This window comes from Oligoflexus tunisiensis (genome assembly GCF_001748245.1).
Lineage (GTDB): Bacteria > Bdellovibrionota_B > Oligoflexia > Oligoflexales > Oligoflexaceae > Oligoflexus > Oligoflexus tunisiensis.
The window spans coordinates 1,575,477-1,594,961 of record NZ_BDFO01000001.1 but is presented as its reverse complement, the minus strand read 5'-3'; the positions used below and the strand labels follow the sequence as shown (position 1 = coordinate 1,594,961).

Genomic DNA, 19,485 nt, shown 5'->3' with positions numbered 1-19,485 from the left:
ATCAGCTCTCGGTTTTGGTCGGGGCTGGGGCCGGCGAAGCAGCTGCGGGAGCGGCTTCTGGACTTTTGGCCGTCGATTCGCTGACCGAAGAGCTTGTGCTTTCCGGTTTTTTGTTCGACTTGCCGTCGTAAGCGTCCTTGTACCAGCCACTCCCCTTCAATTGGAAAGCCGGCAGACTCATAATTTTGGTAAGAGTCCCTTGGCCGCACACCGGACAGGTGGTGGGTGACGGATCGGACATTTTTAGCTGAAATTCCGATATCTTGGCGCATTCCCCACAACGAAACTCATAAAGCGGCATCCCTAAATCTCCTCGTAACGTGACTCTACCGCACATAAATCATGCCGGTTGAGCTGGTTGTCAAGAGGGGGAAACATCAAAAACCCGCGCGGACCCGGAAGCTCCTGCGCGGGTTGGATTTTTTGAGTGGTCGTTTAGGCAGGCTCCAACAAAGGAAAAGGTATAGGCTTCAGGCTTCGCCTCGTTTGATCTTATCCATGAAGGCGGAGTCCACACGCTGTTTCAGCTCCTGGCCCGTTTTCCAGAAAGGCAGGCGCTTCGGTGGAACCGTGATCTGTTCCCCGGTCTTGGGATTGCGGCCTTTGTAGGATTTGTAGTCGCGAACGGTAAACGCACCAAATCCGCGGATTTCGACGCGATCACCCTGCGCGAGGGTTTCGGTTATGCTGTTGAAAAACAGATCGACCACTTCTTCAGCCTTGGCCAGTGTTATGTCAGCACGTTCGGCCAGACTCTCGATCAGTTCAGACTTTACCATTGATTTCCCCTTGTTAGAAACTCAAGCCCAAGACCTATTCTATCAAGACCTGGTGAGGAGACGCAACTATTAGCAGTGGATACTGAAACTTAGCCAGACTTCGTGGCCTTTTGAGGCATGTTTCCGTGCAACATCCTCGTCACAGTCCTGTCTTTGGGAGGTGGACAAGCCGAAGTTCTCTCGCCATACTGACCCGCAGACCAGGACCCTGAATCCCGGAGGATCAGAACATATCATGACGAAGTCCAACGTCACCCCCAAGCGCTCCATCCAGGCTTCGCCTTCAGCCCTTCCCAATGATGCCACCGTGCTTTGTGGTCGGGATAAATCGTTGACCCATCGCGCAGTCATGTTCGCTGCTTTGGCTCGCGGCGAAACCATCATCCGTGAACCATTGCTCGGCGCCGATTGTCTGTCAACGATGAGTTGCTTTCGGGCCCTCGGAATTCAGATCGAAGCCCTCGATGCGCGCAGCATTCGGGTCCGATCGGAAGGTTTTTCCGCGTTCAAAACCCCGGCGGTCGACCTTGACTGTGGCAATAGCGGAACCACGGCCCGACTGATTTCAGGAATCCTTGCCGCGCAGCCGGGACTCAAGGTTCGTCTCACGGGTGACGCCAGTCTTTCCAGTCGCCCCATGCGCCGTGTGGTGGATCCCCTGCGCCGCATGGGAGCCCGGATTGAAGGTCCGGAACAGGGCAATTTTTTGCCGCTCACCATTCAGGGACAAACGCTGCAGCCCCTGGCGCATGAGGTGGACAAGGCCAGTGCGCAGGTAAAATCCGCCCTGCTTCTGGCTGGTCTTTTCTGTGAAGGCGAAACATCCGTGCGCCTGCCGGCAGGATCACGCGATCATACCGAACGCATGCTGCAGCGCATGGGCGCGAACCTGGTGTCGGAAATTCATGACGGCATGGAACAGGTGCGGGTGCGCGGTCCCTTTGCGCCTCCCCCCGGACGTTACATGATCCCGGTGGATCCGTCCTCGGCCGCATTTTTTTGCGTCCTCGGCCTTCTGCGCAAAGGAGGAACGGTGCGTTTGCCGGAAGTCCTCGACAATCCCACGCGCACCGGCTTTTTGAGAGTGCTGCAAAGAATGAGTTCGGCCCTGGTGCTGACCCCCGATCCCGATCAGCGCTTTGTTGAACCCGTCATGCAAATCACACTGGAGGGCGGCGCGGCCCTGCGACCCACCGATATTGAAGCCGCCGAGGTGCCGACGCTGGTCGATGAAATTCCTGTGCTGGCGGTGGCAGCCGCTTTTGCGGAAGGCCCCTCGACCTTTCATGGCCTGGAGGAATTGCGCGTCAAGGAAAGCGACCGCCTGAGCAAGACGGCGGAACTTCTGCGCCTTGCCGGGGCCGAGGTTTCAGTTCAGGGTGACTCGCTCAGAATCGCTGGCCGCCTGAAGGAGGTTCAGGCTTTCACCTATGATGCCGTCGGCGATCACAGACTGGCCATGGCTGCGGCAATCATGGCTCGACGCAGCAAAAAGCCCTGTTGTATTTTGGATTCGGAATGTGTAGGTGTTAGCTTTCCTGACTTTTATGAGATGTTGGACAGTATCGTTTGAACCGCGCTTTTTTCGGGAGATTGCATGATTCCCTCTGCCCCTTCATCCCGAACTTGCAAAATCGTGGCTGTCGATGGTCCCGCGGGTTCCGGCAAGAGCAGTGTCTGTTCAGAAGTGTGCCGACAATTGGGCTGGACCTACGTCAACACCGGTTTTCTCTATCGCTCGATCGCCCTGATTGCGCGGCAAAGAAATCAACGTCTCGATGATAATGAAGCGCTGAGCGGAATTATCAATGAATTCTGTGAAGCCCTGCAGTGGGATCCCAAGACGCAGGCCGTGGGCTTTCACGGTCAGAACCTGAGCCCGCAGCTCTATACGGACCAGGCGGGCAAGGACGCCAGTTCGATCGCTAAAAATCCTTTGGTGCGGGAGCTGCTCCTGCCTCTGCAACGCAAGCTGACCCTGCAATCCCCCGTCGGCGCGATCGTCGATGGACGGGATATTGGAACGGTGGTTTTTCCTGATGCGGATCTGAAAATATTCATGACCGCCTCGCTGGAAGTGCGGGCCTTGCGGCGCATGGGCCAGCTTCAGGAAGGGCAACAGCCTGATCCCGCCGAGCTGGAAGCCATCAAGACCAGCATTCTGCAGCGCGATCAGCAGGACGCCAAACGCGGGACAGCGCCTTTGATTCAGGCGCCGGATGCGATTGTTTTTGATACGAGCGATCTGGATATCAAAGGCTCGATCGACGCCATGATTCAGCTGATCAAAACCCATATCAAGGTGTGAGACGCCGGCACGGTCGGAAAGCCGATCGACGGCCTGCTTCAACCGATCAAAACCCGCCTCAAGGTGCAAGCCCCTCAGCATTTTCAGAACGCACGACTGGCATCCGTTTCGCACGGATGTGCGGGGGCCTGCGGGTGCTGCGTCTCATGGGTGCGGGAGCTGGTTGCGGCGGAGGCGCCTCCTCTTTTTCGGTCTGCTTCAGAATCTGATTCTGCCCGGCCTGAACCGCCGCCAGCGTGTCCTGCACCGCCTGCCAGGATGCGGTCAGGCTTGCTGTTTGCTGTTCGATGGCTGTGTGCAAGGCCGCTTGGGCAACTTCCATATCACGGCGTAGCGCCTGCTGCGCCACGAGCAGAGCCCGGATGTCCTGATGAAAGCTGCCGAGAAAAGCCCGTAAATCCTGCAGCTCCTTATGCCAGGCGGACAGCATTTCATTCTGGTGCTGGATCTGATCGAGCGCGCGCGCCTGCTGTTTTTCCTGGCGTTCGCCGAGGCCGCGTTGGATTTCCGCCTCATCCCGCAGCGTCTGAAAGCGGTCAAAGCCCGCCGCATCGAGTTTATGCAGCTGCTTTTTGAGAAGGCTGGTGGAACGGTCCTCATACTGCAGAAGTTTTTCCTGCAGGACGACCAGGATATCGCTGAAACGGTCATCCAAACTATCGATGGCCTGTTCAATGGCGCGCGAGGAACTCTGATGCGTGGCCGTGGCCCGCGTCCATTCCTGATAATCCCGCACATCGGATTCCCGATACACCGGCCTGAGGTAGCGATCCCGGCGAATGCGCGCCACGCGCAGTTCCTTGCCGGAAATTTGCGTCAGGCGGGACCTTTTGATGCCGAGGAATTCCATCACCTGATCGGCATCCCAATTGAACTCATCCACCAGGTCCTCATCCCCCCGCAGGTTGATGATCATCGGCAGCTGGCGGTCCTTTTGCGAAGCGGGAATATCATGCTCCATTCCAGGTTCCTCTAGAAAAGACGAGCGGCTTTGATGGCCCAGCGGTCCAGTGATTTGAACAGCTCAATGTTTTTATAGTCCTTCTTGTTCTCGAAGAAAAGCTGGAACGACATGAAATGCTCGCCCTCACGGAAACGGGTGAGGTCGAAATAGAGGCCCAGATTCACCGGGCTGTCGACGATCGGTTTGGTTTCGTTGTTATTGCGCTTCTTCAGATCATCGCCACCCACGTCCTTCACATAATAATAAGGGACATTGCCGTCCTGCAGCATCTGCGCGGAGGGTCGCATCAGGACATACATCATGCGGTCCTCACCAATCAGGCTGGCCCAATATTCCTTTTCGGGTTTGACTTCCTTTTTCAGAAAGCTGAGCAGACTGCTGCCCTGCCCGGCTTCCTCATAGGGTTTCATATTGGTGCTGAATTCATAGCGGTTCGGGCTCTCCCGCAGGGCAAAGCCATAGTAAAACCCGCTCCCTTTGTTAAGGCTTTTGACCCCATCCAGCGGGTTATAGATAATGGCCGGCAGGATAACGGAGTTGCTGAAAAAACTGACTTCGGTGTACATGCCCACTTCAAAGTTGAGCTTCAGGAATTGATAGATGAAGGTCACCCGCACGATGGTCCGCACAGGCCCGCTCTTGAAGGCCTCCAGCCGACTGTTGACCGACCGATGATTCACCTGCAGGGTCAGGAAATACTTGAGGTCCGCCCGGGCATAAAAGGTCGAGGAATCGATGAGCGGTACATTCTCCGGCCCCGAGGGAAATCCGGGTTTGACCATCTCCACCCCATTGACCACCAGATAATTTTTCTGATCAAAGCGATAGCGGTAACGCGAAGTCAGAATTTCCCCGGATTTCAGATTGAAGACGACATACTTGTCATTGACCTGGCTTGGGATATTCTGCAGAAAGACCGCGACGTACACCGCACCTTCGCTGGTATTCGGCACGCCCGCGGGAGGCGTAATGCGGATTTCAAAGACGGCATGCGGCTTCTGCGTCCCGGGCCAGGTTTTGGGTGGACTCACGGGGCCGACGTCATCCCCCATGAAACTCAGCTCATCCAGATGATTGAAGACACTGTCACCCGTCTGCAGATTGGGCTGCGGCCCCTCGTTCAGAACATAATCACCAATGCCGTTGATTTCATCAATCTGAAAGGGAATCGGAATGGCCTCGCCGGCCGGACCGCTGCGAAAAAGCCGATAATTCTTGACCGGGTATTGCGCAATGGCCCGCATTTTATGGGCCGGAATGACAATCGGAGCGCGGTGAATGCCTGCCTCCAAAGGCGCCATCCAACCCAGCAGCAACAGAGCCAGCCCCAACTGCATGCGAGCGACCCAATCCGATCGTGCCATCTTTGACCCTCCACTCCGCTCCATGATCTGGGCCATGGAATCAGGACGTATTTTAACATACAATAGTCAGGGTTTGATCAACTTCACCAGGTCCGGGTGGTTTGATGCTACGTTTCCCTGCTTGCGTCCTTGCTTTTCTCCTTGCGCTGCCGTTGGCGTCGCCCTTGTATGCGGCCGCGCTGGCGAGTCCAGAGGAACCGAGCAGCACGCGTCCCGGCCATCGGTACTTCCGCTTTCCCGTCACCTGGGAACTCATGCGTTCCGGTTTCAATGCGCTGGATGTGGCGCTGGAGTCGGAAAATTATGCGGAATACTGGGCCATCCTTTATGTCAGTCCCGATGAAATCGTTCTTTTGACGCCCAGGGGTCGGACCCGTGTGGTTGGCATCTCCAGCGATCTGTCCACGCCCTCCGGTTATCCGGATGTTCTGGTGGTGAATGCAGGGGATTTTGCCCGTCTTTTGGGGCTGGAGCCCGATCCGTCCGCGTCGGCCGAGCAGGCGATCTTTCTGTCCCTGCCGATGCATGATCAAAGCGAACAGAACTTCACCCTGAAGGCCAGTTCCAAATATTTCGTGAACGTTCAACTGACCATGAGCTTTTAACAACTCAAGGATGATGCATGGAAACCACGATGCACCCGATCATGGAATGCAAGAACTGCGGGCGTCTGTTCTACTCCACCGAGGATTTCCTCGCGCACACCAGCCGCTGGCGCATCTGTGAGGAAGGGCATCTTTGGTTCAATTGCGCCTGTGAATCGACCAATGTCATCATGAAGGGACGTCACGACTGGTATGACCCGATCGGGCGGCTGAGCCCGCAGGCGCAGTCGATTTTCAATCAGATTCCCGCCCTCAAGACGCTGCCGCGGCTGCCGACCTCGGTGATGGAACTTTTGCAAAAAATCGATGATGTCAACGCCGATTCCCGTGATCTCGCGGCGCTGGCACGACATGATCCGCTGCTTTCTGCCAAGATCATGCGGATTGCAGAAAATCAAACCATGCATGACGGCGCGCGCCCCAAATCCCTTTCCCACGCCATTACCCTGGTCGGACGCCAGCATGTGAAGGAGATCGTTCTGCTCGCAGCCATCAGCTGCGTGGAGCCGAAAACCAGGGTCTTTCATACCGATGAGTTTTGGGATCATTCCATGACCATCGGCCGGATCGCCGAACATCTGGCGCGCAAATTCAAAGTCGGTCTGCCGGATGACGAGGCTTATATCACCGGCTGTCTCTGCAATCTCGGCAAACTGGTGCTGGCTCTGGTCCGACCGGATATCGCCGACCGCTTCCAGGTGGAAGTGAATGACATTCATACACTGGGTCCATGGACGGCGGCCGAACAAAGACACGCCGGCTATCAGCATACGGTGATCGGTGAAATCGGTGGGGCGCTCTGGGGCCTTTCCGAATCCTCCATTGACGCCATCCAGGATCATCACAGCGTCGCGACCAGCGATCAGCCGGAGCCACAGGACCTGATCGCCTTCGCCAATCAGTTTGCGCACTGGATCTGGCTTCAGCCGCATCAGATGGATCGCGATCTCTTCCATCAGCTTCTGCATCGCTTCAAATTATCGCAAAGGGATGCGGAACTCCTGGCCGAGGAAATGATGCCGCTCGCCATACAGGAACGGGCGAGCTGATGAACAAGGGGGTGCTCATCATGCTGCTTACACCCTGGGTTGGCGCCTGCAACAGCCTCTTTTACTATCCGGTGCAGCAGGACCTTTATGACCCGAAAAAGCTGGGTTTCCAGTACAGTGATGAGCGCATCCCCGAAGGCAGTGAGATCATCCTCGCCGCCTGGTGGTTCAAACCCCTGACACAGCTGGGCTATAAAAAACTGATCGTGCATTTCCACGGCAATGCCGAGAACATGAGCTCGCATTTCATGTTCACCGCCTGGCTCACGCAGGAAGGCTTTGATGTTCTGACTTTCGATTATCGGGGTTATGGACGGTCCACCACGGTGCCGCCGACCCGCGAGGGCCTGGTCAAGGATGGTTGCGCGGTCTTTCGCTGGGTGGAGCAGCATCCGGTGCTCAAGGATTATGAGCTTTATGTCATTGGCCAAAGCATCGGCGGGGCGGTGGCGATCAGCGCGCTCGGCAGCTGTCCCACGGATCAGGTCAAGGGTCTCGTGATCGATAGCAGTTTTTCGTCCTATCGAAAGATCGCGCGGCAAAAGCTCGGCGCCTCGTTTCTCACCTGGCCCTTGCAGTATCCCCTCTCCTTTTTGATCTCGGATGACTGGAACCCGATCGACAGTATTGAGCGCCTGCCCATGAAGATGCTCTTCTTTCATAACCTGAATGATCCCGTTGTGCCCTATGAACTGGGCCGTGAACTCTACGAAAAAGCGGTCGCGCCGAAGGAATGGGTGGATGTCACAAGCGAAGGTCATACGCGAGCCTTGGGAGATCCGGACAGTCCTTATCGTCAGCAGCTGATTGAGTTTTTGCGCTGAGCTTCCGCTGAGAATCTGCTATGAATTGCCCAGACGCTCCGGCGTCCTGGACGAACACATCAGCAGGAATACCCTATGCCAAATCATAGATACACCCCTCAGGAACTCAGCTCCTTGACCCAAAAAGTTCTGAAGGATGGTTACTGCGTCCTCGAACAGCATTTCTCACCCGCGGTGATGCAGCACTGGAACGAGCAATTCATGCCCCTCCTGCGCGCTTACATTGATTCCGGCGGCAGTACCGTGGGCCGTGGTCCCGCTCGCTATTACGTAACGCTGCCTTTTGAGCAGCCCTTTGCCGATCCCACGATTTTTGAAGACGACGACATCCTCAGTATTGTGGAAGGACTGGTGGGCGAGGACTTTGTCATGTGTCAGCTGGCAACGGATACGCCTCTTTTGGGCTCGGACTATCAGGACGTTCACCGCGATGCGCCGCCGCTCTTTCCCGAGTTTGGCATCGAGACGCCCCCGTTCCAGCTGGCCATTAACTTCCCCCTGGTGGAGGTGACCCGCGAGAACGGGCCGTTTGAGATCGCAGCAGGAACCCATCTTTGGACCAAAGCGGAGCGCATGGAACGCACGGAAAAAGGGGAGGTCAAACTCGAACCTGTGCCCATGAAACTTGGCGACGTCATGGTCCGCGACGTGAGGGCTTTGCATCGCGGCACACCGAATCAGACCCCGATTCCAAGGCCGATGGTGGTGATCGGTTACAGCCGGAAATGGCTGCTGAGGCCGGAGGTCTCCATCGACATTCCGCGCAGCATGGTTGGCGAACTTTCGCATCGGGCGCGGCGCATGCTGCGTTATAATCCGATCGTGGATGCTGCCTCTCCCCCCACAAAGCATGAGACCTACGATACCTATTCCTACTGATCCTCGGGCAACTGGTTGAGGGACACGTGAATCGATTCCAGGGACTCCCGCACCTTCTGCAGTGCGGAGATCCCTTCCCCTTCGATCACAGCATCCATCGCGGCCATGACCTCGCTCACCCGTTCACTGAGCAGCATCTTTTCGTTTCCGACTTCAAAAGGCGTAAAATGCCGATTGAGAGCAAAGCTGAGGCCGGCATTCACACCGGGATGCTCAGGATGCGCCGGCAGCTTCGTCAGATGACGGGCGGTGGCGGACAGAGCATGCATGAGGGTGAAGGCGGCGTTGAGCAGAATTTTCTTTTGCGCCGCGGGACGGCTTTCCATCGAATAGACCTGCACAAGAAAACGCAGCATCAAGCCATAGAGGGCATTGGCGAGATCCATAAACCGGGCGGCGGGTTGCGCCTGCACCCAGATTCGCCCATCATCTTCCGCCGGACGGCGCATGACAGGATTCCGGGCGCTGGGCCGGGCGGGTTGAAAATGAGGATTGGCGTCGAGCAGGGTCAGGTATTCCTCCTTGATGTGACAGAAGGAAGCGAAATGCGAACCCTCCTGCCCTTTGCCACCTTCACCCTGTTCCACAATGGATCGTAATGCCTGCACAGCCGCTGCCGAATCGGTGATCAAAGTCAAACCCTCCAGCTCGACATCCGCCGGTGACAATTGCAGGGACGCCGGCCCGCAAAAGAGAGCCTTCTCACCTATTTTTTCGCTCAGATAATGAAGCCCATCCTCCACGGCCTCATAGAGCTGCCCCACGGTTTGATAGTCGCCGACATGGGTCATGAGGCGGCCCCGCGGCGCATCGCGGCGATAGTCATCCTTGTCCTGCGCGGTGGCAGCATCCTCCACCGGCAGATCCTCCGGCCGCTCCAGAAAAATAAAGTGCTGCAGCGTATCGAGATCAAACGGTGCCAGCTCCATCACGAAATCGGCGGGAAAATACCCGGGCTTCATCGGAAAATCACTGCGGAAGAAATGAGCGGTGCCACCGACCGCGGTGGTGAGGTTCGAGACCAGAGCCAGATGCGCCATCTCCTGAACGCAGACATCCAGCATGGTGCGTCGCCAGCGTCCCACCGCGTCCCATTCCGCCCGATTTAAGCCTTCGTCCTGCGACTCCTTCAAGGTGAAGACCGCGTAGAGATAAAGGCACATCAGATTGTGCTCCAACTCTGCGGCCTCGGCCAGAGTATTCAGAAGATGCTCACGGGTTCGAATGGCGATGGTTTTCATAGGTATTTTCCTGGATCCGGACGCGGGTGACAGCATCAAGGGTCCAGGCGCCGTTGCACGAACCACACCAGGGCCAGAGCAGGACACTGCCAGGGTTCCTGAATCCGCGCACGAGTCTTGCTTCCTTGAGAAAGAGCAATGATGGCAAGGAGGCGGCCCATGTCGGAACAACAGGACAAACACAATCAAAAGACTGAAAAAGAAGCAGACATGATGGAGGAACGCGGACTGGGTGGAATGGGGTCCGATGGGGACAGCATGAGCCCGGACGCTGATTCAAACAATGAGCAGCGACGTTCGATCGACTTCCTGCGCGCCAGCGATGTGGCAGGCGCCGAAGGCTGGGAAGGCGGTGAACCCAGGACCACACCGCAGGAGGAAAAGCGCAGTCATCGCTGGGGACCCAAGGGTAATGCCGGGCTCGGCCCCAAAGGTTATCGTCGTTCCGATGACAGCATCAAGGAGGATGTTTGTGAACGACTGACTCAGGATCCGGTGATCGATGCCTCTGATGTGGAGGTTCACGTGCAGGATGGTGAGGTCACACTCACGGGCACTGTCGCCGGACGCATCGAAAAAAGTCGGGCCGAGGATATCATCCTCGATATTCGTGGGGTGAAAAACGTTGAAAATCGTCTGAAAGTGGAAGGCGCGTCCCAGACACCCAGGGACGATGCGGCTTCCTTTTCCGGTGCGGGAGCCCCCTGAATGCCGAGCCGGTGTTCCCGCGGCTCCAGACAGTTATCACAGGACCGCAGGCCGAACCCGCGTCCTTTCCGAAGGAACCGCGGATGGAGGCCATGCGGCACTCGGCTGACCGAGGAAAGGTTTCCTACCTGGCATGAAGGGCTCTTGGACTGGCCTCGAAATGTTCAATCAATTCCCGCACGAGCTCGCAGTTCGCCGACGAGTAAGGGAAGTGTCCATACTCAAGCGTGTAGAGATCAGGGACCAGAAAATCCTCCTGAATGCTCCTCAGACAGTCGAGGCTGGTATAAGGGTCGTTGGTTGAAGCAATGATTTGCATCGGGATGCCGACATCAATATCCAGCGAACCGAGGCGGGCTTTTTCCCGGGAATAAAGCTTCCGCTGAACCTTGCGGGCAAGACTGGCCACGATTACCTGGCGATAAACCTTGCGGATCATGTTGTACCAGGGTTCCAGCTGGGGATCGACGGTGCCACCAGAAAGTTTGATCATGGAGGATGTGAGACTCCAGGGTGCGATCTGTATCAGAAACGGATGCGGGTTCTTCAGAACATCGAAATCACGGAATGCCGTATTCAGAAGAGTCAGACGGGCGTGAACCCGGATCTTCCTCTCCTGCAATTCCAAAAGCGCCTTGAGCGCCATCACTCCACCAAAATCATGAGCGATGATAGAAGCGGGTCGCAGCCGGCGGATTTCCTCGGCCACGAAATGACCCCACGTACTCATGTCGGAAGTCCGCGTGGCTTCCAAAACCTCATGCAGAGTCAGAACCGTTGTCCCGGGACCCAGAAAGGAAATCCAAGGCTCTTTCGGACAGCCAAAACCACTGATCATAAGACGTTTCACAGGGGGTCCTTTCACGCAGGTGAGCCGCAACATCAGGACATGAACAAAACTGCATGATCCATTCCAAAAGTTTATTGTGCCTTCACAAATGCGCCTCCGAAGGAAATACCCGACCGGGCTCTGCTGCGACAAAACAGGCTTGCAGGGCCACGATGGAGTCGTGCGTGCCGTCTGCATCCGGCGACTGATTCCGGTATCTCTTGCCATCTTCACCGCTATCGTGATTTTCTCCGCTTACGTTTTTGCTCTTGGGAAGGGAACGCATTCACGCCAATGACAAAACCTCTTCGTTCGGTCAGTGGCACAGCCCTTGCTCCCAAGAGTCCGACTGCTGCGGACTTGAGATCGGTTGAGCCCTATCGTCGCGTTACGCTCGCACGAGATTCATTAAACGCAATAACTCTTGTTTTTTGGTGTTTCTTCGGTGTGAACGACGAGCAGGATCAAGATTGAGGTCCGTGATGGCCGTCACATTTGATGACTTTTTACATTCTTTGGAGAGCTTCGATGGTGTTGAAAAGGCTTCCCCATGCCTTTGTACTGGTTTCCCTTCTGATCAACTGTAGTAAAAAAGATTCAGACAAAGACAAGGACACGAATCCAACGACGTCTGAAGGCCAGGTCTGCCAGGGCCTTGCTGAAGGCGCATCGGCATCCTTGACCTGGTACCGGAAGGAGCGTGCGGCCTGGAATGAAACCTGCGCCAGCCTTGCCCTTCAGGTGAACGGCACCTGCACGAACGGTCAACTGCTGGTTCAGGAGGAAGCCTTCCCCGCTTGTGAGGAAACCTTGCTGCAGAAACTCACGATCAAAGCGGAAACGATGACGGTCAACGTAAATGGTGCGCCCTTGCTCCTGACGCTGGAGGGTGTGGACCAGAATGGACAGGCCTTTGTCATCGATAACAATGAAGCCACCTGGACGTCATCGAGCGATCAGGTCACCGTCAGTGCCGATGGCCATGTGACAGCTCTAGGGAGTGCCACGGATGTGATGATCAAAGCCGTGGTCAAGGATGTTGCGGCTGAAATCAAAATCACGGCCACAGCGGCAACGCCTGATGCTGGCCGCAGCTGCGAGGGGGATACGCCCCACGGTGCCACGAAGGAGTTTCCGCGATTCAAAGCCGCACTGGTCAACTTTCAATCCGTCTGCGAATCCTACCAGGCGACCGCTCACTGTGCGGACGGCCAGTTCATTTTCAAGCCCGAGGATTCCATCACAGAATGCCGCGTGGCTGCGGTGAAAGCCTTTACGGTCAACCCTCAGGCCCTGGCCATCAAGGCCGGTGAAAGCCGTCCGGTCACCGCTGAAGCGGTCGATGAAACGGAATACAAGGGAGCTTTGACCTTCCAGGATGTCACCTGGACTATCGAGGCTGGCTCCGATGATCAAGGCAAGATTACCGTCGCCGATGGCGCCATCGCTCTGTCCGCAGATCTGGTGGAAGATGCTGTGGTCAAGGCCCAGTTCCGCGACTTCACGCAAACCATCACGCTGGCCAGGACGGTCGTGGAACCCACCCGGATCGCCTTTGAAAACGAGAGCCATGTTCTGAAAAATGGCGACACCCTCACTCTGCAGGTGCTCGGTTTCGCCGGCGACAAGCCGGTTGACGTTGATCCCGCCAAACTCGTTTTGGAATCCAGCGATCCGCAAAAGGTTGCCATCGAAAACAATGCGGCCAAGGTTTTGAATGCCGGTGGCAGCGTCACCATCACTGCAAAATACGCCGGTGAAACCCTGAGTGCTCAAACCCGGCTGGACATTGAAGACGAATTGAAGTTCGTCACGATCGCCTCCAAGGATGATGTTCTGATTGCCGAAAAACCCTGGGTTGTGGCCGCCGTTCAGCTGAAGCTGGAAGGCCCGGCGCTGGAGGCTCCACGCGTCGAGTCGCAACACAGCACCTGTGTTTTCCGCCCTTATCTCAGCCGCGAGCAATGGCTGGTCGATGTCGAGCTGAAGCCGGCCTCCGATCAGGAAATTCCCGCCGCCTGCCAGGCTGAAGTTTCGGTCGCGTCCGCTGCCGGACAAAAAGCTGTCCATGCCTTGAATGTGCCGGTACGCTTTGTGGCACTCGATTATCGGGAGCACAGGCTTCAGGACGCTTCCCGCCCGGACAATGTCATCGCAAGTCTGAAATACCGTCTGTCGAGCAATGTGAAACTGAGCGGCGTTGCGGTCGCAGCTCATCAGGTGGCAGAACTGACTCCCGCAGCCTGCAAACTGAGTGCGCGTGAAAGCGCCGGCCTGATTGAAGTTCTGGCCGACATCAGCGCGGCTCCTGAAACAAAGTTCTGTGCGGGCTTTCTGACCTTTGTCGTCGATACCAACGGCCAGAAACAAACCATCCGGGAGCAGGTGACCATTGCCCCCTATCGTCCCTTCCGTGAGATCTGTGAAGATCGCAACAATACAGCGGCGCAAAAGACCATTGATGCCATGAGCGTGGCCCTGAGCATCCGCAATGATTGCGCCATGCTCGATAGCCTTCTGCGGGAAAAGAATAGCGCTTCGATCTTCCGCAATCGTGGCTTTACCCTGTCGATGGCCAGTGAGAATCTCACCGACCTGGAACCTGTGGCCCGCCTCACGGGACTGCGTGAGCTGATTCTCACCGACAACCCTGAACTCACGGACCTGAGTCCTTTGGCATGGCTCAAAACTCTTGAGCGTCTTGACGTTGACTTCACCAGGGTCACCGACTTCAGCCCGCTCTATAAACTCGACGCCATGAAACACTTTTATGCCGATGCCGAAAGCATCGATTGCAAGAAGAGTGAAGTGACCAATAAACCACTGGCTAACCTTTGCACTCAGGAGTAAGCACGATGTCGAAACATAAGATTGCAACCGGTCTTCTCATCGCCCTCCTGGCTGGATGCGAAGCCCCGCAAACGTCCAACGTAAAAGATGAATGGGATAACGCCAACAATCCTGTGACCATGATGGCCAAGCAGCACACCTTTGAAACCCATTATGAGTCGCTGCCCAAGACCGGCGTGCCGCGCCGCATGACCTGGAGCGACAACTACTGGCCGACCTATCAAGGGGGTGTGACCTATCGCTGGAACGATCCGAAGAGCCGGGAACTCAGCCGGATGGAGGCCCAATCCAGCGATCAACTCTATCGCGGCCAACTGGATGATAACGCGGACCTGCAAAAGAGACGAAGCGAGGTTTATGGCTATGAGCCCTACACCAAGGAAGAGCTCATGGCGATGTCCGAGGCTGAGCGTTCCGCCACGATTCGCAGCCTTTCGCCAGCAGAAAAGTATGACATCTATCGCGGGGACTTTACCTACGCGACGGTAAAATCCGAGCGAACCCGGACCGGTATCCTGCAAACTCTGCGTGATCATCCGTCCTATAAGGACGACAAGACGATCGAAACCTGGTTTGGCCTCTGCCATGCCTGGGCTCCGGCCACGGTGATGTTCAAGGAACCGGCAGCCATCAGCGTAACGAGCAAGGATCAGATCAAGGTGGACTTCGGGGCGTCCGATATCAAGGCTCTGCTCACGCATATGATCGACGTCGACGATGGCACGACACGCTTCAACACGTTCATGGGCGTCCGTTGCAACAGCGACATCAGCCAGACCAATGCCTCGCGCCTCGACCGGGAGATCTTCGGTCAGCTGGAAGCGAACAATAACGAGAAAGTGGAAGAAGCCATTGATCTCCTGTTCAAGGAGAAAAGCATTGATGTGGCCGTCAAGGTAGGATTGGCTCCTTATATTCTGGCTTATGCTGACTCGGGGGAGTACGCCCGGAAGCGTTTCCAGGAGGTTAGCGACAGCCTGAGGAAATATGCGAAAGCCAGTATCATCGAGGACTTCAATAATGCTGTGAGCAAGGCTCCCAAAATTCTGGAGCTGGCTGGCACCGGCAACCTCACGCCAGCGGAACGACTGGAGGGCATTCATGATGCTTTCCGGACCAAAGGCTGCAGCGACACCAACGCCGGAGCGTTCCACCTGGTGTTGACCAACATCGTAGGCATTCAGAAACAAAGTTTTGTGGCTGACATCACCCGCGATCGCGAAGTCTGGAATCAGGCGGTGGCGGCTTACACGACGAAGGAAGCGGCCACCTTTACCGGCGCGGATATTTCAGAGAATGCCGCGCCCGGCACGGTGAAGGAAGTGGAAATGGCCACCACTTTCTACTATACAGCAGAAATGAACCCGTCCTGGCAGCCCTTTGGTGATGGCACCAAACTGGATCGCCGCTATCACAAACCTCTGCTCTACCGTTATCGCCTCGAACTCGATGTCAACGGCAACATCATCGGCGGCAGCTGGCTGTCGACGAGTCGCCCTGACTTCCTGTGGGGCGCTGGGAATATGGTCTTCAGTCCCGCCTATGCGGATCTGAAGAAACTCTACTACCAGGCTGTGCAAAATCGTTAAGAGTGTTGAATCCTGACAACGGCATCTGCCTTGCGGCAGATGTCGTTTTTTTTTGCACACGTCATCTTTTTTCGCGGTCGCCATTTTTCTGCGTCAGACTCGCGACAAGGTTTTGCGCAATGGCCGGATTTGAGGCCCAGTGACCGTGGGCATAACTCGCCAGGATCCGCCCCCGGGCATAACCCTCCTGCACCACCGCGCTGGACCTTTTGCCCCGCAAACGCCAGACCTTCGGAATATCCTCCTCTTCCTGCAGGAGCGAATAACGGAACTGATGCGCCCGAAAACGCAGGCCCGCCGGCCCCAGCATGGTATCCGTTTCCTGTTCCACTTCCGTATAACCAAGCGCCTGCAACCTGTCCTGCATGATGGTCCGGGCCGGCAGGAGATCGAGCATGGGATACTCATGTCCATCCAGCGTTCGAATACTGCGGCTGAGATACATGAGCCCTCCGCATTCCGCATAGATCGTTCCGCCTTGCGCCGCGAAGTTGCGGAGGGACGTGCGCATGTCCTCCTGAGCGGCCAGCGCTTCCGCATGCAGTTCGGGGTATCCGCCGCCGATCATGACGGCCTGGATGTTGGGCGGCAGGACCTTGTCCTGAAGCGGGGAAAAGTAAACAAGTTCCGCCCCAGCCTTTTGCAGAAGCTGCAAATTGTGGCTGTAATAAAAGTGAAAGGCCTCGTCATAGGCCACCGCAATGCGGCAACGGGATTCCGTTCCGGTCTGGGCTGGTGTGGGTTCAACCGCCAAAGGAGGCGCCCCTGAGGCAAGCTCCCAAAGGCGATCCAGATCGAGCCACTCCTGAGCCAGGGCGGTCCAGGTTTGAATGCGTTCCTGGTCAAAAACATCGGACAGAGCGGCATGCAAACCCAAATGCCTTTCGGGAATCGTGAGCGCCTCGTCCTTGGGCAGTCCACCGAGCAGCTCGGATCCGCAGGCTTTTTTCAGGAGATCGAGATGCCCGCGCGAACCCACGCGATTGGCGAGAAGACCACAGACGTTGAGTTCAGGATCAAAGTTCCTTAACCCCAAATAAAGAGGCAGAAGCGTGCGCGCCACACCTTTCGCATCCAGGGCACAGATCACGGGAGCCTGTAAAATACGGGATATTTCCGCCGTGGAACCCGTATCACGGGTGGGCTCGGCTCCATCAAAGAGCCCCATCACGCCTTCAATCAGGGCCAGATCTGCATCCTGGGTGGCATCAACAAAGGTTTGCAACACAGCCTCGCGGCCCATCATCCAGCTGTCGAGGTTCTGCGGTTCCCGCCCGCTGGCGCGTTTATGCCAGGTCGGATCCAGATAATCCGGACCACATTTAAAACATTGCACGCGCAGACCGCGCGCACGAAAAGCCAAAGCCAGGAGGGCCACCAGCGTGGTCTTGCCGACCCCACTGCCAGCCCCTGCGATCACAAGCCGTGGTACGGAATGCATTAGAAATCCACTCCCACCAAAGCCTTTTGCCCTCGATCAAAGGGATGCTTGACCTTGTTCATTTCCGTGACACAGTCCGCCACATCCATGAGCCCCTGCGGGGCATGCCGTCCGGTCAGGACCACGCTGGTCCCTTCCGGTCGTGACGCCAGGACCTGCAGGATCTCATCGAGCGCCAGCCAGTTGTAATGGATCGCATAGGTGATCTCATCGAGGATCACTACCTGATACGCGCCGCTCTGGATCATTTCGCAGCTTTTTTCCCAGGCTTTTTGCGCCGCTTTTTGATCGCGCGTCAGATCCTCGCTTTCCCAGGTGAAGCCCTCGCCCATGACATAAAAATCGAGCCCCTCGGTACGGGACGCCTGCTGTCTTTCACCCGTCATCCATTTGCCTTTAATAAACTGCACGACGCCGACCTTTTGCCTGCGGCCGAGAGCCCGAAAGGCGAGACCCAGAGCTGCCGTTGTTTTGCCTTTGCCTTGCCCGGTATAGACCAGAATTTGTCCCATAATGTTCCTCATTGCCCAAGGGCCGCCGAGTCTGCCCGATTCTCTTCCCATGCCGTGAGCCAGGATTCCACCCCCTGGTGCAAGGCTTCCCCAATCAAGCAAATTCCCGGGCGGTTGTCGCTATTTTGTTCCACGGCATGCACGAGATCCCTCAGGGCCGCACGGATGATGGCCTGATCCTCCCGCAGGGCGGACTGAACATAAGCCGCCGGTGTTGCCGGTGACCAGCCCTGATTCAATAAATCATGCAGCAGATTCGCAAGCCCGTGCCGCGGCATATAGATGGCGAGTGTTTCCGCCGGATTCTGTGCCATCACGTGCGGGCTCCAGGTCAAAAGTCGCAGCGAGGTGGCAAGGCCTTTACGCGTCAGAGGCCAGCATCCCGCGGCCGCCGCAGCCAAAGCCGCTGTGATGCCGGGCACGACGCTATAGGAAATCCCTGCTTCATCGAGGCGCTGCATCTCTTCCGCAGCCCTCCCAAAGATCAAGGGATCCCCGGATTTCAAACGAACCACCTGCGCGCCGGCATGAGCCGCTTCCAGGATGCGGTCATGCAGAATCGGATGCTGCGCCCCTCCGGTTTGAGCCCGATAACCGATCGGCAGCAACTCACAATCCGCTTTGACCAGCGCAAGAAGTTCAGCCTCGACCAATTGATCATAGGCCACGAGATCCGCGGTTCGCAGCAGTCGTTCCGCACGCAGCGTGAGAAGGTCCAGGGGCCCTGGCCCCGCTCCCACAAAATACACCCAGCCCTTAGCCTTCATACCAGAGGTTCCTCGACTTTGGCCTTGCGATATCCATGCGAAAAATCAGCCGCATACAGCCGTGATTCCGCAAAATCCGTCGCGCCCAATACGCGGCCTATGATGATAATGGAATGACTGGTGATCTTCGCGTCCGTAACCTGCGCGGAAATCGTTTCAAGGGTGCCGCGCAGAATCAATTGGTCCGGCCATGAGGCCTTGTAGACGATCGCCACGGGACAGTCATCCCCGAGGATGGGGCGCAGCTGCCTTGAAATTTTTCTAATCATGGCCACGCTCAGAAACAGCACGAGGGTTGCCTTATGCTGCGCGAGGGCCACGAGGTCCTCACCCTGCGGCATGGGCGTGCGACCTTCGCAACGGGAGATGATCACCGTCTGCGAAAGTTCCGGCAGCGTCAGTTCCTGCGAGAGCGCGGCCGCGGCGGCAGCATAGGAGGAAACGCCGGGAATAACCTCATAGGGTATGCCCAGAGCCTCCATGCGCCGCATCTGTTCCGCGGTGGATCCATAAATCATCGGATCACCGGTGTGCACGCGTGCCACATCCTGTCCGCGTGCGTGAGCCGACTTCATGTGCCCAATGATCTCATCGAGGTGCATGCCCGATGTATCGGCAATCATGGCACCCGGGGCTGTGTCCTGGAGAAGTTCACGCGGAACCAGTGATCCGGTATAAAGAACCACCGGGCATGTCTGAATCAATTTGCGGCCTTTGACCGTGATCAAATCCGGATCACCTGGTCCAGCTCCAATAATATAAACAGTCAAGCTTCA

Annotated in this window: 20 protein-coding genes; 9 read left to right on the top strand and 11 right to left on the bottom strand. The window is 56.6% G+C overall.

The genetic code is table 11. The annotated features are described in order from the left end of the window. Position 1: 1 nt before the first annotated feature. Together OLTU_RS06945 and OLTU_RS06940 are read right to left on the bottom strand one after the other, a co-directional pair. Entirely contained in the window at positions 2-301 is a 300-nt protein-coding gene (locus OLTU_RS06945) for an FmdB family zinc ribbon protein (RefSeq protein WP_141732028.1), read from the bottom strand. Between the two features lie 169 nt (positions 302-470). Beyond that, positions 471-779: an HU family DNA-binding protein gene (locus OLTU_RS06940; RefSeq protein WP_141732027.1), complete on the bottom strand. Its 309-nt coding sequence runs from the start codon at positions 777-779 to the stop codon at positions 471-473. Positions 780-1,014: 235 nt separating this feature from the next. Here OLTU_RS06940 and aroA point away from each other — a divergent pair, with 235 nt between their 5' ends. Beyond that, entirely contained in the window at positions 1,015-2,352 is a 1,338-nt protein-coding gene (gene aroA, locus OLTU_RS06935) for a 3-phosphoshikimate 1-carboxyvinyltransferase (protein WP_141732026.1), read from the top strand. A 24-nt stretch (positions 2,353-2,376) separates the two neighbouring features. After that, the gene (gene cmk / locus OLTU_RS06930) at positions 2,377-3,087 is read left to right on the top strand and encodes a (d)CMP kinase (RefSeq protein WP_141732025.1); all 711 of its coding nucleotides are present in this window, start codon (positions 2,377-2,379) and stop codon (positions 3,085-3,087) included. A 58-nt stretch (positions 3,088-3,145) separates the two neighbouring features. On the opposite strand, the gene OLTU_RS06925 is transcribed toward cmk, so the two are convergent. Both OLTU_RS06925 and OLTU_RS06920 read right to left on the bottom strand, forming a co-directional pair. Continuing rightward, positions 3,146-4,048: a hypothetical protein gene (locus OLTU_RS06925; protein ID WP_141732024.1), complete on the bottom strand. Its 903-nt coding sequence runs from the start codon at positions 4,046-4,048 to the stop codon at positions 3,146-3,148. Positions 4,049-4,059: 11 nt separating this feature from the next. After that, positions 4,060-5,415: a hypothetical protein gene (locus OLTU_RS06920; RefSeq protein ID WP_141732023.1), complete on the bottom strand. Its 1,356-nt coding sequence runs from the start codon at positions 5,413-5,415 to the stop codon at positions 4,060-4,062. A gap of 104 nt (positions 5,416-5,519) precedes the next feature. Here OLTU_RS06920 and OLTU_RS06915 point away from each other — a divergent pair, with 104 nt between their 5' ends. From OLTU_RS06915 to OLTU_RS06900, 4 genes are all read left to right on the top strand, one after another. Continuing rightward, positions 5,520-6,020, top strand: coding sequence for a hypothetical protein (locus OLTU_RS06915; protein ID WP_141732022.1), 501 nt, complete (start codon positions 5,520-5,522; stop codon positions 6,018-6,020). A 17-nt stretch (positions 6,021-6,037) separates the two neighbouring features. Continuing rightward, a complete protein-coding gene (locus tag OLTU_RS06910; protein WP_141732021.1) occupies positions 6,038-7,069 on the top strand; it encodes an HDOD domain-containing protein in 1,032 nt (343 codons plus the stop codon). 20 nt (positions 7,070-7,089) lie between these two features. Beyond that, on the top strand, positions 7,090-7,893 hold the full coding sequence (locus tag OLTU_RS06905; RefSeq protein WP_176736402.1) for an alpha/beta hydrolase: 804 nt from the start codon (positions 7,090-7,092) through the stop codon (positions 7,891-7,893). 75 nt (positions 7,894-7,968) lie between these two features. Beyond that, positions 7,969-8,772 (top strand): phytanoyl-CoA dioxygenase family protein, encoded by an 804-nt coding sequence (locus tag OLTU_RS06900; RefSeq protein ID WP_141732019.1) that lies wholly within the window; start codon positions 7,969-7,971, stop codon positions 8,770-8,772. Here OLTU_RS06900 and OLTU_RS06895 read toward each other — a convergent pair. Both OLTU_RS06895 and OLTU_RS31805 read right to left on the bottom strand, forming a co-directional pair. Further along, entirely contained in the window at positions 8,766-10,013 is a 1,248-nt protein-coding gene (locus tag OLTU_RS06895; protein ID WP_176736401.1) for a ferritin-like domain-containing protein, read from the bottom strand. The genes OLTU_RS06900 and OLTU_RS06895 overlap by 7 nt on opposite strands. Next, complete coding sequence (locus OLTU_RS31805; RefSeq protein WP_176736400.1) at positions 9,985-10,125, bottom strand: hypothetical protein; 141 nt, start codon at positions 10,123-10,125, stop codon at positions 9,985-9,987. Before OLTU_RS31805 ends, OLTU_RS06895 begins: the two co-directional genes overlap by 29 nt. A gap of 47 nt (positions 10,126-10,172) precedes the next feature. Here OLTU_RS31805 and OLTU_RS06890 point away from each other — a divergent pair, with 47 nt between their 5' ends. Further along, positions 10,173-10,721: a BON domain-containing protein gene (locus OLTU_RS06890; RefSeq protein ID WP_176736399.1), complete on the top strand. Its 549-nt coding sequence runs from the start codon at positions 10,173-10,175 to the stop codon at positions 10,719-10,721. 124 nt (positions 10,722-10,845) lie between these two features. Here the strand turns inward: OLTU_RS06890 and OLTU_RS06885 are convergent, their stop codons facing one another. Next, a complete protein-coding gene (locus OLTU_RS06885) occupies positions 10,846-11,571 on the bottom strand; it encodes an alpha/beta hydrolase (protein WP_141732016.1) in 726 nt (241 codons plus the stop codon). A 507-nt stretch (positions 11,572-12,078) separates the two neighbouring features. Between OLTU_RS06885 and OLTU_RS06880 the strand changes: the two genes are divergently transcribed. Together OLTU_RS06880 and OLTU_RS06875 are read left to right on the top strand one after the other, a co-directional pair. Continuing rightward, complete coding sequence (locus OLTU_RS06880; RefSeq protein ID WP_141732015.1) at positions 12,079-14,400, top strand: leucine-rich repeat domain-containing protein; 2,322 nt, start codon at positions 12,079-12,081, stop codon at positions 14,398-14,400. 5 nt (positions 14,401-14,405) lie between these two features. Then, positions 14,406-15,989: a hypothetical protein gene (locus OLTU_RS06875; protein ID WP_141732014.1), complete on the top strand. Its 1,584-nt coding sequence runs from the start codon at positions 14,406-14,408 to the stop codon at positions 15,987-15,989. 61 nt (positions 15,990-16,050) lie between these two features. On the opposite strand, the gene OLTU_RS06870 is transcribed toward OLTU_RS06875, so the two are convergent. Genes OLTU_RS06870 through cobM form a run of 4 tightly spaced genes read right to left on the bottom strand, consistent with a single transcriptional unit; the run spans position 16,051 to position 19,479 of the window. Further along, on the bottom strand, positions 16,051-17,430 hold the full coding sequence (locus tag OLTU_RS06870) for a cobyrinic acid a,c-diamide synthase CobB (RefSeq protein WP_141732013.1): 1,380 nt from the start codon (positions 17,428-17,430) through the stop codon (positions 16,051-16,053). After that, on the bottom strand, positions 17,430-17,942 hold the full coding sequence (gene cobO, locus OLTU_RS06865) for a cob(I)yrinic acid a,c-diamide adenosyltransferase (RefSeq protein ID WP_218109889.1): 513 nt from the start codon (positions 17,940-17,942) through the stop codon (positions 17,430-17,432). The genes OLTU_RS06870 and cobO overlap by 1 nt, the downstream gene beginning before the upstream one ends. 8 nt (positions 17,943-17,950) lie before the next feature. Beyond that, entirely contained in the window at positions 17,951-18,709 is a 759-nt protein-coding gene (gene cobA, locus OLTU_RS06860) for a uroporphyrinogen-III C-methyltransferase (RefSeq protein ID WP_141732011.1), read from the bottom strand. After that, the gene (gene cobM, locus OLTU_RS06855) at positions 18,706-19,479 is read right to left on the bottom strand and encodes a precorrin-4 C(11)-methyltransferase (RefSeq protein ID WP_141732010.1); all 774 of its coding nucleotides are present in this window, start codon (positions 19,477-19,479) and stop codon (positions 18,706-18,708) included. Before cobM ends, cobA begins: the two co-directional genes overlap by 4 nt. Positions 19,480-19,485 lie beyond the last annotated feature (6 nt).